This window comes from Marinobacter sp. MIT930201 (assembly GCF_047122665.1).
Classification (GTDB): domain Bacteria; phylum Pseudomonadota; class Gammaproteobacteria; order Pseudomonadales; family Oleiphilaceae; genus Marinobacter; species Marinobacter salarius.
On the sequence record NZ_CP138916.1, the window covers coordinates 39,104 to 52,845 of the forward strand.

At 55.3% G+C, this 13,742-nt stretch carries 11 protein-coding genes and 2 tRNA genes; 4 read left to right on the top strand and 9 right to left on the bottom strand.

Going from position 1 to position 13,742, the window contains the following annotated elements; all coding sequences use genetic code 11:
• Positions 1 to 21 precede the first annotated feature (21 nt).
• Genes SIC19_RS00185 through SIC19_RS00200 form a run of 4 tightly spaced genes read right to left on the bottom strand, consistent with a single transcriptional unit; the run spans position 22 to position 3,421 of the window.
• Complete coding sequence (locus SIC19_RS00185; protein ID WP_091643843.1) at positions 22 to 384, bottom strand: DUF6285 domain-containing protein; 363 nt, start codon at positions 382 to 384, stop codon at positions 22 to 24.
• Positions 368 to 1,405 (bottom strand): phosphotransferase family protein, encoded by a 1,038-nt coding sequence (locus SIC19_RS00190; protein WP_127401176.1) that lies wholly within the window; start codon positions 1,403 to 1,405, stop codon positions 368 to 370. Before SIC19_RS00190 ends, SIC19_RS00185 begins: the two co-directional genes overlap by 17 nt.
• Positions 1,405 to 2,610, bottom strand: coding sequence for an acyl-CoA dehydrogenase family protein (locus SIC19_RS00195; RefSeq protein WP_127401174.1), 1,206 nt, complete (start codon positions 2,608 to 2,610; stop codon positions 1,405 to 1,407). Before SIC19_RS00195 ends, SIC19_RS00190 begins: the two co-directional genes overlap by 1 nt.
• Before the next feature lie 10 nt (positions 2,611 to 2,620).
• Positions 2,621 to 3,421 carry an SDR family NAD(P)-dependent oxidoreductase gene (locus SIC19_RS00200; protein WP_127401172.1) on the bottom strand — a complete coding sequence of 267 codons (801 nt, stop codon included), beginning with the start codon at positions 3,419 to 3,421 and terminating at the stop codon, positions 2,621 to 2,623.
• A 246-nt stretch (positions 3,422 to 3,667) separates the two neighbouring features.
• On the opposite strand from SIC19_RS00200, the gene SIC19_RS00205 reads away from it, so the two are divergent.
• Entirely contained in the window at positions 3,668 to 4,027 is a 360-nt protein-coding gene (locus SIC19_RS00205; protein ID WP_228712238.1) for an SDR family NAD(P)-dependent oxidoreductase, read from the top strand.
• Positions 4,028 to 4,105: 78 nt separating this feature from the next.
• On the opposite strand, the gene istB is transcribed toward SIC19_RS00205, so the two are convergent.
• Both istB and istA read right to left on the bottom strand, forming a co-directional pair.
• On the bottom strand, positions 4,106 to 4,846 hold the full coding sequence (gene istB / locus SIC19_RS00210; RefSeq protein ID WP_127400812.1) for an IS21-like element helper ATPase IstB: 741 nt from the start codon (positions 4,844 to 4,846) through the stop codon (positions 4,106 to 4,108).
• Positions 4,847 to 4,855: 9 nt separating this feature from the next.
• Entirely contained in the window at positions 4,856 to 6,397 is a 1,542-nt protein-coding gene (gene istA / locus SIC19_RS00215; RefSeq protein ID WP_127401805.1) for an IS21 family transposase, read from the bottom strand.
• A gap of 294 nt (positions 6,398 to 6,691) precedes the next feature.
• Here istA and SIC19_RS00220 point away from each other — a divergent pair, with 294 nt between their 5' ends.
• On the top strand, positions 6,692 to 7,126 hold the full coding sequence (locus SIC19_RS00220; RefSeq protein ID WP_228712237.1) for a hypothetical protein: 435 nt from the start codon (positions 6,692 to 6,694) through the stop codon (positions 7,124 to 7,126).
• A 62-nt stretch (positions 7,127 to 7,188) separates the two neighbouring features.
• Here the strand turns inward: SIC19_RS00220 and SIC19_RS00225 are convergent, their stop codons facing one another.
• The 3 genes from SIC19_RS00225 to SIC19_RS00235 all read right to left on the bottom strand — a co-directional run bounded on the left by SIC19_RS00225 (position 7,189) and on the right by SIC19_RS00235 (position 11,645).
• Positions 7,189 to 11,037: a DUF3427 domain-containing protein gene (locus SIC19_RS00225; protein WP_127401170.1), complete on the bottom strand. Its 3,849-nt coding sequence runs from the start codon at positions 11,035 to 11,037 to the stop codon at positions 7,189 to 7,191.
• Between the two features lie 392 nt (positions 11,038 to 11,429).
• A tRNA-Cys gene (locus SIC19_RS00230) sits at positions 11,430 to 11,503 on the bottom strand.
• A gap of 66 nt (positions 11,504 to 11,569) precedes the next feature.
• Positions 11,570 to 11,645 (bottom strand) — tRNA-Gly (locus SIC19_RS00235).
• A gap of 181 nt (positions 11,646 to 11,826) precedes the next feature.
• Between SIC19_RS00235 and SIC19_RS00240 the strand changes: the two genes are divergently transcribed.
• Positions 11,827 to 12,951, top strand: a complete 1,125-nt coding sequence (locus tag SIC19_RS00240; RefSeq protein ID WP_127401168.1) for an MlaE family ABC transporter permease — start codon at positions 11,827 to 11,829, stop codon at positions 12,949 to 12,951.
• Positions 12,948 to 13,742 carry an ABC transporter ATP-binding protein gene (locus SIC19_RS00245; protein ID WP_127401166.1) on the top strand — a complete coding sequence of 265 codons (795 nt, stop codon included), beginning with the start codon at positions 12,948 to 12,950 and terminating at the stop codon, positions 13,740 to 13,742. The genes SIC19_RS00240 and SIC19_RS00245 overlap by 4 nt, the downstream gene beginning before the upstream one ends.

Consider the following 13,742-nt stretch of genomic DNA (forward strand, 5'->3'; position numbering starts at 1 on the left):
CACCATCCGGGATTGTTCGGGTTATTTCAGGTAGCCCGGATTGTTTACTTTCAGCCGTGTCTCCGTCATTGCGCGAAGGACCGCCCGCAACTCACGGTCGCTGCCGTCGACAACGCGTTCACGAAGCGCCCTGGCCAGGGTCTGTTCACCCTGCTCCGACTCCTCCGGCAACGCGTGACCGGCCAGAAAACGGGAGAGCATGACGTCGGTTGATTCAGGCTCTCCCGCCTCTTGCTGTTCCTGTTCGCGGATGGCCATGCCCATGGCATTGGCGATCATTAATGCCTCGTATTTGCGCTCCCCGCCAAGTTCAGGGACCAGCGAATCGAGCAACACCTGGCGAGCCTCGGCAAGCAGGTCACGAGTCTCAGGTCGATTGATCATTGCCATCCTCCAGTTCCTGAACCTGGTTCAACAGGTCATATTCCATCTGAGCGACCATGCGGCCGGTCAACGCCAGCTCGAGCGAGCGCTGCTCACCCGACATGTGACGACGCGCCTGTTGCAAGGCGATGGCGGCCCAGCGCACCAGTGCCATGACCTCCCAGTAGTTGACGATTGCCGGACTGATACTGATTCCGGTTACCTCCTGGTAGCCGTCCAGAAGATCCTGTTTATCTCCAATTCCGCCCACTTCCCGCTCATCAGCACCGAAACGCCAACTACGACTACAGAGCCACCCCAGGTCCTCGCATGGGTCGCTCCAGGCGGCGAACTCCCAATCCAGGATAGCGGTCAGTCTGTCGCCGGTTACCATGTAGTTGCCGGTTCGAAAATCGCAGTGACATAGAACAGTCGGCCCTGGTTCCGGTGCATTGTCCTCAAGCCAGTTCAATGCCCACTCCAGCACCGGATGTGGCTCACCAATCGACTCCAGATAGCGACGGTAAAGGGCGACCCGGCTAAGAGCAGGATTGTCCGGGTTGGGCATCGCCAGGAAATCCAGCGAATCGTCCTGCGGCCGCACGCTGTGGAGCCTGGCAAGCTCAGCACCGAACCGTTGAACCAGGGCGCGGCGCTGCTCGTCAGTGAAGTCCGACTTGACCAGCTTGCGTGGTGACGCACTCCCTGCGGCACGGCTCATGACGTAGAACACCTGCCCGGTGAGCGCCGTATCCTCACACAGCCAGAGAGGTTCAGGAGTGGTCACTCCAGCACCAAATGCTGCCTGCAGCACTCGAAACTCCTGTGGCCGGCTCAAACTCTCGGCCACGCCAGACGGGGCGTCCTGACGCACGACAAATTCGTGTCGCCCGGGACGGTTACCGCCCTCCAAATCCAGCGTCAACCCGAAGTTATCCTGGATCGCCCCTCCGGACAGCTTGTCGAAAGAGACGACCTTTGCGTCGGAGGCGCCAGTCTGACGCGATATGAACGTGGCAAAGGTATCCTCAAGAACAGACATCAGGCTTCGACTCCCCAGTGCCAGAAATCTGTACGTTCAGCCAACAGCGTTTTCGAAAACACCATTTTGTGCACCTCAGACGCACCATCCACGAGCCTCGCCTGGCGGGCATAGCGGTAGATCCATTCAAGCGGGGTATCTTTGGAATAGCCACGAGCTCCACAGAGCTGAATCGCAGTATCCACTGCCTTATGAAGCGTATCGGCCACAGCAACCTTCGCCATGGACACTTCCTTGCGTGCAAAATCACCCTGGTCCAGTTTCCACGCGGCATGCATGGTCAGCAGACGGCCAATCTGTATCTCCATTGCAGCTTCGCCCAATAACCACTGAACACCTTCTCGCTGCGCCAGCGGCTGACCGAAGGACTCCCGGTTATCAACGTACTCGGTAGCAATTTCCAGGGAACGTCGGGCCAGGCCCAGCCAGCGCATGCAGTGAGTGAGGCGCGCGGTGCCCAAACGAATTTGAGTCAGCTTCAGACCATCGCCGACTTCCATCAGGCGATTCTCATCCGGAATTTCCAAACCATTGAACTTCAATTCGCAATGGCCGCCATGTTCCTCCGGCCCCATGATCGGTATCCGGCGAACGATCTCCCAGCCCGGATCATCCTTGTGGAAAAGAAAGGCGCTCAGGCCTTTGCGCGTGTCGTCAGACGTCCGTGCAATCAGAATGAAATGAGAAGCTTCGGCGGCCCCGGTAATAAAATGTTTGTGACCCTGGATCACCCACCGGTCACCTTTGCGCGTGGCAGTAGTCTGCATCATCCCGGGATCAGATCCGCAGCCAGGAGCCGGTTCAGTCATGACAAATGAAGAGCGTACCCTGCCCTCTACCATGGGTTTGAGCCAACGTTCCTGCTGTGCTTTCGTCGCCACCTTCGCCAGAACCGTCATGTTGCCGTCGTCCGGAGCTGCGGCATTGAAGACCACCGGCCCGAAAATCGAGCGGTTCATTTCCTCGTAGCACGCCGCCATACCGACGATATCGAGCCCCTGGCCTCCCAGATCCTCCGGAATCTGTAAGCACCACACGCCCTGCTGCTTTGCCTTGGCACGCATCTTCTCGAGATAGTCCGGTGCAATGTTTTCGTGCTCGTCGTAGGCCTCCGCGTTTCTTTCCAGCGGTAACAGCTCCTGTTCGACAAAATCCCGGATGCGTTTCCGGTACGACTCGTTCCTGGGGTTCAGATTGAAATCCACAGCCCGCTCCTTAAAGGGAGGATTGAAGATGACCGCCATCCACCACGAGGGTGCTGCCAGTCATGTAGTCCGAAAGTTCTGAAGCCAGAAGCAGTAAAGGGCCGCTCAAGTCACACGCCTGCCCCAGACGGCGCTGGGGAATGCGGCGAATCATCTTCTGGCCAGGTTCACTGGCGAAAAAATCACGGTTCAGATCGGTTTCGATATAACCTGGTGCCAATGCGTTAACACGGATACCGTAACGGGCCCATTCCAGCGCAAGGGCACGGGTCAGTTGCTCGACACCAGCCTTGGCGGCGGCATAGGGTGCCACGTTGCCAGCCACGCGATGACCAAGGATGGAGGAAATCATGATGATGCTGCCGCCCCGATTGATTGCCGACAGACGACGGGCGGCTTCGTTGCCAACCAGCCAGCATCCCTTGAGGTTGGTGTCGATAACCCGGTCCCAATCTTCACCGTTAAGATCCATAGCCTTCTTGCTCGTCGCGACACCGGCATTGGAAACGACGACATCCGGAATGGCGATCTCATCAGCCATGGTATTGAAGGCGTCAGCGACACTGGACTCGGTGGTGACATCCATCGTGACCACATGGATACGATCAGCATGGTCCGGAAATTCGGCCTTGAGGGACTCAAGTGCCTCTCGCCGACGGCCACTGACAATAACGCTGGCGCCGGCTTCAACGAGACAGCGGGTAAAGCTCTGACCCAAGCCGCCAGCAGCACCCGTTACCAGAGCAGTCTTGCCGTCTATTCGCAAAGACCCGTTTGCGTTGTCTGAATTCGTTTTATTGGAATTGTTCATATCGCGACCTCCGCCAACAAAATAGAACGAGCGCTCGATTTAATCAACCCTTAAATTCAAGTGTTAATAAATTGGAGGCGAAAGTGCGGCCAAAAGAAGAGGCTCTGGCTGAGACCAGCTTGCGTCTGGTGTGGGCTAAAAGCCGGATCAACGGCGCCAGTGAATTCAGGCAACAATGTACGATAGGCTTCACCACGGCCACCTTCCCCTTTTGGGAGGTCTGGCATCAAACAATAGGAATTCATTATGACGAAACTCGCCCTGGTAACCGGTGCCAGCGCTGGAATCGGCCGCGAGACCTGCGCCCTCTTTGCCCGGAAGGGCTACAGGGTTGTCGCCCTGCCCCGGCAGCCAAGTGGCGTTGAGTCCGCAGATCTGGAGATGACGCTGGATCTTGAGTCCTTTGAGCAGATTGAGGGGCTTGCGGACACGCTGGAAACCGAAATCGCAGTAGCCGAGCGGGTTGTTTTGGTCAACAACTCCGGTTACGGGCAGTTTGGGGCGCTTCGTGATCTGTCTGAAGCCATGTGGCAAAAGCAATTCAGCACCCACGTATTTGGCCCGATCAAGCTGGCTGCTGTCTGCTGCATATTCCGGCGAACGTGAACGCCCATTCTGGCTGAACGTGAACACCCTTTTTCTTAACGCATCACCCACCGGAGTTTGTACTCCGGGTGTTCACGTTCAGTCAATTTCCTGAAGTCTTTTTCTCATTGATTCTCCTTTCAGAGCCCAGCGGTGGGCGTTGTGCATGAGTCTGTCCAGGATGGCGTCAGCCAGGGTGTTGTCACCGATAGCGGCGTACCATTGATCGGTAGGCAACTGGCTGATGATCATGGTTGAGTGAGTGCCGTGACGGTCATCCATGATTTCCATCAGGTCGTTTCGCTGTGCCGGTTTCAGAGCTTCCAGCCCCCAGTCGTCCAGGATCAGCAGCTTTACTTTGGCCAACTGGCTGAGAGCTTTCTGGTAGGTGCCATCGGCTTTGGCCTGGGTCAGTTCCAGCAGTAATCGGGAGATCCGGTAATACCGGGTGCTGAGGCCGTTCAGGCAGGCCTGGTGCCCCACGGCGCAACCGAGGTAGGTCTTGCCGCTGCCGCAAGGGCCGGTGATCAACAGGTTCTGGCCCCGTTCGAGCCAGTCGGCCTGGGCCAGTTGAGCTACCTGGGCCTTTTTGAGGTTGCGCGGGTGCTGGTAGTCGATGTCCTGAACGGACGCCCGGAGCTTGAAGCGAGCCTGGCGCACCAGACGATCCTGCTTCCGGTGGTCCCGGCTTTGGAACTCCCGATCAAGTAACAGTTCCAGGCGTTCGGTGAACGATAGCTCGTCATAAGTCCCCGGCTGATTTTGTTGATGCTCCAGGGCGGCAGCCATGCCGCCGAGCTTCAGGTCTCTCAGTCGTGTCAGGGTTTGTAAGGTGTTCATACGGGGGTCCTAGTGGAAGCTCTTTGGGCCACGGATGTTCTCGTGATGCTGGGGCAGTTCGGTGTGTAAGGGCAGCTGTTCCGGCAGCTTGTCCCGGTTGCTCCGGAGGATGGCCTTGATGTGTTTCAGCCGGTCCAGGCCTTCGCGGTTGGCAATGCGGCAACTGGCATTCAGGCGCTCGGCGGGGTACGCCTTGCTCAGGTTGAGTAACCCGAGACAGACCCGATAGGCCTGCTCCGGATGTTCCCGCTCATCCATCCGGCCACTGACCCAGACCAGGGTGTCCGGTCCGATATCCCGGGCCCAGCTCTTGAGGCGTCCGGGCGTCCACTGCTGTTGTTTTTGATGGCGGGTGGGCATGTGCCCTGGCTCGGTGGTGATGCCGTACTGATGGCTGCGTGGGTGACTGGTGATCAGTTGCTGCCGGAAGTAGATCTGCACCAGTCGCTCACCGGCATGGAGGTCTACCTGCTCGCCGACATACTGGTGCGGCACCGAGTAATAATGGCGCTGGAACTCAATGTGGTAGTCGATGTTGACCCGGCAACGCCGGATCTCGACGTACTCATAGGGGTGTTTGGGTAACGCTTTCAGGGCGGGCTGATCGAGTGTCTTGAAGGCTTCCTGCCGGTTGCCCGGCAGCGCTCGGAAGGGGCGGCTGTTCAGGTCGTCCAACAAGGCCCGGATACACTGGTTCAGGTCGGCCAGAGTGAAGAAAGTGTGGTGGCGCAATCGCGCCAGGATCCAGCGTTCAACGATCTGTACGCCCACCTCCGCCTTGGCTTTATCCTTGGGCTTGTAGGGCCGCGCAGGCAGTACCGCGACCTGATAGTGCGCGGCCAGTTGCTGGTAGCTGGGGTTCAGGTCCGGATCGTACCGACAGGCCTTGTTGACACCGCTCCGGAGATTATCGGGAATGATCATCTCCGGAACGCCGCCAAAAAATTCAAAGGTGCGCACGTGGCTCATCAGCCAGTCCTGCAATACCTGGCTCCAGGTCGCCTCCGCGTAGGTGTAATTGGACGCCCCCAGCACGGCGACAAACACCTGGGCCGTGCGGATTTCGCCGGTTTGCGGGTTAATGATCGGAACGGTGGGGCCACAGTAGTCAATAAAGCACTTTTCACCGGCCTTGTGGATCTGGCGCATGGAGCGCCTTTGCTGCTTTTGCCAGTGCCGGAAGCGGTCACAGTATTGAGAATAGCTGTAACACCGGTTGGGGTATTGGGCGGTGTATTCCTCCCACAGCAACTGCTTGGTAACGCCCTTCTGTTTGAGGTTCTGATGGACGGTCAACCAGTCCGGTACCTGGTAACGGCTGGAGCTGGTGGGGTCAGCACCGGGATAGAGCATGGCCGCCAGGCGGCCATCGTCCAGATTCTCGGGTAAGGGCCAGGTGATTTCTAAAGCCTGGGCTCGGGTCAGGAGCTTCTGGATAGCCCCGACACTGGTTTTGGTACTGGCGCTGATCTGCCGGATCGAAAGCCCGGCTTCCAGCCTCAGACGAAGCACTTCTCTGATTTTGCGCATTGGATTTCTCTTTGCTGCCATGACCCTGATTCCCAAAAAAAGAACCAGAGTAGCAAGCGGTTGAATAAACAATGCGTTAAGAAGGATTCTGGTGGAACGTGAACACCGATTCCGGGAACGTGAACGCCAATTCCGGCATGGTGAACACCGATTCCGGAAATTCTTGAAAAGTGTTCATCTTCGACCAGAATGACTGTTCACGTTGAACCAGAATAGGTGTTCACGTTCGTCCGGAATGGGCGTTCATGATGGGCCGGAATATGCATCTGCCTGAGGCTCTGCGAGCAACATGGAGTACCCTTACGGGTCATCGCGGTGAGTTCCGTCTTGTCCATCGCGCCCCAGAAAATGAAAGGCGCTTATTGTGCTGCAAAGTCCGCGATGAACGCGGCTCATGACAGCTTCTGGTTTGATGAACAGGGCAGTAAAAGCCTGGAAAGTGTGTCGCTTGTGCTTCCGGGGCCCGTAGCAACCCGGTTCCGGGAGCATGCCTTGGCCGCTTTGCAGCCCCTGATTGGCTGGGCAAGTGCGGTGCACCGGGAAAAGTACAAAGCAATGGAAGCAGCGCTCGCGCCGGGCGCCAGAATCAAGCCCTTTACGGCGAGTGCGCTGGATGTCGCCGAAAAGATTTACCGGGCTGCGGAAGTGGGACGTCCTAAGCCACGTTATCTGGTTACCCCGCAGACATACATTGCCGAGTTTGTCACGCGGTTTATGCCGCACTCTGTCCAGCGGAGAATATTGAGGTAGTTGTGTATTTTGCGGTTACTTTTTGCGACTGCTCCTGTAATAACCTACGAGTCATTTCGAACTCAATCCGTGGAACTAAGCCTAAACGTCACGCTCATTGGACCGCTCCCCTCATAGCTTTGATACTCAACGGTGCCGAAATAAGTGAAGGGAGACGCTTTTCCGTTACGCTGCTTATTTTCACGAACAAATAAGTGTACTGAGAGCCCGAGCATTTTGTGGTTAATCAACTCCCGGCCCCGCTTACTTTGGGGCGTAGCCGAATTCTGACTCTGCCAGTGGAATGTATGTTCATCAATCCAGTGATCAACATAGCGGTGTTGAACCCCTTTGCCCTGCTTGTTTAACGTCACCAACAAAATATGCGCATTGGCATCTTTCAGAAAGACGTGACCACTTTGCCAATTGCCAGGATTGAAAGTCGCACCGAATAACTCCGGAATCTGCTCTCTCGGAATTTCCTGTCCGAGAGCCATTTCCAATGGATCGATAACCTCACAGAAGCGTGCGAACGTTCGAAACTGTTCTAGAAGCTCTGGAGTGACAAGAATGTCTTCATAGTCTGGATTGGCAGCCTCGAGCCGATATTCACCTACGGGGGATTTACGAACCGTCCGAAGAAGGTATTGTGTGTCACCTGCTTCATCCATCCGTTCGATCGCGAGCATTTTCCCAGTGATCGATCCAGCTTGATTCGGGTTGATCTGTTCAAGCAACAGATAATCACCGTCCTGAATCGGCTGCTTCCCGCCGTTCATTGAGCTACCGGATGCTCTGGCAATGAAATGACGACTTGGCTCGATTCGCCCGTGTCCCAATCCGATGTTCCTGTACTCCGGCTCTTCAGCGTGACTACTTCTGAAGTGACCACAAGCGATCTTCAACGATGGGAAGTAAGGTAACTCGGTTCCGGAACGCGTGAGCGGGACGATATTTCCAGACGACCACTGCTCTTGCTGGGCAGACTGCCGTGCTTCATAAGAGGCCAGGCGATAATCGATTAGCTCCTGAACCATTTCCTCGAAGGGCGATATTTGACCATCTTCCAGCTCAACAACTGGCTTGAATTGATCGTTCTCAATCTCAAAGACTGCTGGTGACTTGTTGGTCCAATGATCGACAGGGTTTTTCTTCCAGTATTGCTGCCATTGCGCCGAGGAGCCATCAACGCCCCTCACTGAAGCCGCAATTTCTTGATATAACTTGGGGCGGCGTTTCAGTGTCTCCCACGATTCTTGGGCAAGTTTCGAGAGTTTAGGCGGGCTACTCCATCCGCCTAACTGCTGGAAAGCGTCGAGCAATATCATTTTGAATGATTTGCTCATGGCCGTCGTTTCAACTTCCAGCAAAAACGTTTCGTAGCGGGACAAGAGCTCCGTCTCAAGCTCGCTGAGATCTTCCATATCCCGAACCAATCCAAACCAACTTCCGTGTAACTTGCGAGTCTTAGCGATACTGGCACCGAAACGATAGTACTCGGTGAGTGTTGGACGACGACCCAACGTATCCTTCATTACCAGATAGTCTTTTTCAGCGCCCTGGTGATCAAGACCTTTCAGGAAGTCGATTATCTGCAGATCGTAATTGATAAAGCATCCGTCTGGCAGATTCAACTGATTCTTTTCAGCTTTCCTGGCGAACTCGGCTAACTGCCGGTGATTCATCGCCTCGCCAATCAGCGCCTGGGGTTTGTGTAGGAAGCTTTGATGGTTACCCACGAAATCCAGAATCACAAGATTGTTTTTACCGGTGGCCACACTTTTACGCAGGCCCCGGCCAATTTGCTGAAGGAATAGGATCTTGGACTCCGTTGGACGCAACAGCAAAACGGTATCAATGGCGGGCAAATCGACACCCTCATTGAATAGGTCAACAGAAAAAATCACGTCGAGCTGACCATTTTCCAAATTCTCCAAGGCCTCGCCACGAGATATCTCAGATTCACCGTGAACGGCTGCCGCCTTGATCCCTTTTTTCACAAACTGGTTCGCCATAAAATCGGCATGGGTCCGTGAAACGCAAAAGGCCAAGGTCCGGCTTTGCTTCTCTTCACTCCATACTTTGAGCACATGTTTGGCACGTCCATAGGTAGCGAGCTTATTGGCAAGCAGGTTGGGATCGAACTTTCCGTTGCGCCAGGGAATCTCGGTGTAATCGACCGTCTCGTCATATATGCCGTAATAATGAAACGGCACCAGGAATTGGCCCCTAATGCCCTCAAACAACGGGTATTCGAAAACCAAGTTGTCGTCACACAAAGACAGGATATCCGAGCGGTCTGTCCGGTCTGGGGTTGCCGTTAATCCCAGGAGAAACTGCGGTGCAAAGTAACTCAAAAGCCGATGATAGACGGGCGCTGCCGCATGATGAAATTCATCGACAACAATATAATCAAAATGCCGGGGGTCAAATCGATCGAGATGCGTTTCTTTGCCGAGCGTTTGCACCGATGCACAAAGGATGTCCACTGTTCGATCACGCTGCTTCCCCATGTAGAAGCCGACGCGGCTATTTGGCTTGATCCGCAGATAGGTCTCGGCCGCTTGATAAAGAATTTCTTCACGGTGGGCGACAAAAAGAATCCGACGGGCGCCCATTTGAACCGCATCAAAGGCAGATAGCCAGGTTTTACCTAACCCCGTTGCCAACACGACCAAACCCCTTCGGTAGCCTTCTACGCGAGTCAGATCCAGGGCCTCTAGCGCTTCCTGTTGCACTTCATTAGGTGTTGGGGCTTCCTGCTTCTCATCACTGCCCGGTTCCAGTGACTGTTCTGGTGGTTTCCTCCGTTGCTCGTACTCATCGATCCAGTTGTCAGTGAGAGGCACAACATTGGGGTGCTGAAACAGTTCATCGAACCTGCTGGCGGCCTCGAGGTACCCAGAGTCGGGCGGGAAATCCACCTGATAGTTCCATTCCAACCCGTCCTGCAGCGCTTGTCGGCTGATATTGCTAGAGCCGATAAACGCCCTGCCCCACGTTTGCTGATTCTCACCATGGCCAGCGAAAAGGTAAGCTTTCAAATGAAAGCTACTCCCTTTGCTCTGATAGACACGCACCTGAGCGCCATGGTCATGCAACAGGACAAGCTTCCTTAACGCCTCCGAATCGGTAATATCCAGATAATCGCTGGTTAGAATGCGAATTTGGGCGGGATAAGATTTTCGCTGCAGGGCACCCACTAAATCCGGGAACAAGAGATTCAAGCCCGTCGTTTTCACAAACGCTACGGCCATATCTATTCGATCGGCTGCGTTAATTGCCTTGCACAATTTCGGCAGGAAATGATGTTCTTTACCGCCGGTCGTTAACTTATCCGGTAACGCCGGTACCTTGTTCAGAATTATGTTCAACCATTGCTGCTGCCTATCAGGACGTTGATCATTAGTGCGCCACATCCGACAGGACTCGGTTCCAGACAGGTCTTGGATCCACTGCTCGGCAATTGATTCATCAGCATCAGTAAAGTGCCGGCCATTGTGTTGGCGCTCTCCCTTCCCAATCTTGAAACTCATGTAAAGAGCGCCATCCGGCTTCAGAGCATTCCACAAACGGCCAATGGCTTCGGGTACCTCGACAAGGGGCAAGTGCAGAAGGCTTGCACAGGCCCATATACCATCGTAAGTACTAGATTCGTGGATATCCGAGAAATACCGGTGCTGAACCAATAAGCCGGTCTTTTCACGGGCTAGGGAGGCTATGGCGTCTGAACCATCGAACGCAGAAACACGGTATCCCTGCTGCTGGAAAAACGCTGCATCCCGCCCAGAGCCGCAGCCTGCATCAAGAATGTGTCCGTGTTTGATAACGTGCGGCAGGAACTCCTGGTAAAGCTCTTCCATGCTGACTTGAAACGTTGATTCCACAAACCCATCGGCATTTTTGTTGTAATAAGCCAGCGTATCCTTCATTCAATGTTTCCCTTACGACTAATTAGCCTGAAGTCTATCTAGACCAGGCTACCAGGCGGACAAGACGCGGCCAACATACGTTTCGGTGTTATCCACAACAAGCAGGGTTCAGGGTCTAGGCTCCCAACTCCTTCGATGCCTGAATACCTACAGGCGGCACCTCCATGTCCTGCCACTTCTCAGGATGACAGCTAAACAACCGCATCTGATGCTTACTGGCTACAAACAAAAGGATGCGCGTCATTCTAGATTGCCCGCGATTAGTTTACTGATGCGATGCGACAAACCAATTCGTGAAGGTCACGGGAAAACGACTCAGGATCGAACCAAGCGCCGACGGACGCAAGCAAATGAAGGTGTGCTTCGGTGTTGGAAGTAACCAAGGGAAATAATGGAGGCGCGGGTCGGAATCGAACCGGCGTACACGGAGTTGCAGTCCGCTGCATAACCACTCTGCCACCGCGCCGGTAAAAGTTCGAAGGGGATTCGATACTTTTATGCTCTCAGGTGGGCATTGAGAGACTGTGTTAATTGGAGCGGGAAACGAGATTCGAACTCGCGACCCCAACCTTGGCAAGGTTGTGCTCTACCAACTGAGCTATTCCCGCTTGATCAACGAGGGCGTATTCTACGGATTAGGCCGTTTGCGTCAACCATTTTTTCAACTTTCTGTTTTCGTTCAGATTCTGATCGATTGCGCTCGAACACAACAACCCCCAACACGGGAATTTGAGCTAGTATCAAGGAACACCAATTGCCAATTCTCAACAAAGGACACCGGATTACCAGATGCCCTCCCCTGGCAAGCTTGAATTCCAGAACGGCGAACTGACCGTCTCGGGCGACTGGACGCTTCCGAATTACGGCAGCTTGAAGCGGGATGTCCAAAAAGCCGCCGCAAAGGAGGTACCGAGTGGGCATTCGGTCAATCTGGCAACGATCAACGCTCTCGACACCGCTGGCGCGTCCCTGCTGGCAGACCTTCTCGGGGCGCGTCAGCTTCGTAATCTGGTTGACCAGACCACCGGGCTCTCTAGTGAACGGCAGGAACTGCTGCGGCTGGTTGCAGACGCGATGGCCAATCCTGATGGTGAAATGCCCCCTCGGCCCAACCCCATCAAAGAATTCCTGGCGCGTATTGGCGAACAGATTGAGGGGTTCTGGCATCAACAACGACTGCTGATTGGCTTTACCGGCCAGATACTCGCCACCCTGGCCAGCATTCTGGCGAAGCCCTGGAGATGGCGAATCACGTCACTGGTGGCCCATGTCCATCAGACCGGGCTGAATGCCCTTCCCATCGTGGCGCTGCTGACGTTTCTGGTGGGCGCGGTGGTCGCGTTTCTGGGCGCCACCATTCTCGATGATTTCGGCGCCACCATTTATACCGTTAATCTGGTGGCCTTCTCTTTCCTGAGGGAATTCGGTGTTCTGCTGGCCGCTATTCTTCTGGCCGGCCGCACCGCCAGCGCCTTTACCGCGCAACTTGGCTCGATGAAAGCCAATGAAGAAATCGACGCCCTTCGCACATTTGGCATGAGCCCGATTGAGTTACTGGTTATCCCACGGGTGCTGGCGATGGTGATTTCACTGCCGATACTGACCTTCGTGGGCATGATCAGCGGCATTATAGGTGGTTCGCTGGTGTGCGTCCTGGCGCTGGATATCTCCGTGCCGCAAATCCTGAATATCCTCGAAACCAAGGTAAAAGTCGTCCACCTTCTGGTTGGGCTGGGCAAGGCTCCCATCTTTGCGTTTGTGATTGCCGTGATCGGTTGCCTCGAAGGCTTCAAGGCCAGCGGAAGTGCCCAGTCCGTTGGTGAGCACACCACTTCCGCCGTGGTACAGTCGATCTTCATGGTGATTCTGCTGGATTCGATCGCAGCGATATTCTTTATGGAGATGGGTTGGTGAAGGAAGAGGCTGCACACCGGGATGTCGTGATCAGCGTGAGAGGCCTGTGCAACCGCTTCGGCCATCATGAGGTCCACACAGACCTCAATCTCGATCTCTATCACCGGGAAATACTGGGGGTGGTTGGCGGTTCGGGAACCGGCAAGTCGGTACTGCTGCGAAGCATTGTCGGGCTTCATGCGCCGGACTCAGGGGCCATTGAAGTCTTTGGCGAGCAGTTGCAGGCTCTGTCTCAACAACAACGCTCCCGGATAGAACGGCGCTTTGGTGTACTGTTTCAGAGCGGTGCGTTGTTCAGCTCCCTGACACTTCAGGAAAACGTTGCCCTGCCGCTGATTGAGCATGCCAAACTGTCCCGCACTGACGCGGAACATCTCGCCCGGATGAAGCTCGCATTGGTCGGCTTGCCAGCCAACGCGGCCGAAAAATACCCTGCCCAGCTGTCAGGTGGCATGGTCAAAAGAGCCTCGCTCGCAAGGGCGCTGGCGCTGGATCCGGAGGTGTTGTTTCTGGACGAGCCCACGGCCGGGCTCGATCCTATCGGAGCGGCCGCCTTTGACCGTTTGATTGTTACGCTCCGGGACGCCCTTGGCTTCAGCGTGTTTCTGGTGACCCACGATCTGGACACGCTTTACACCACCTGTGACCGGGTTGCCGTGTTAGCTTCGCGGAGCGTACTGGTGGCGGACCGGCTGGCGGTGGTTGAGGCCACCGACGACCCCTGGATCCGCGATTACTTCCATGGGCCGCGGGGCCGGACAGCAGCAACGACGCGAGGAGAGGCACGCTGA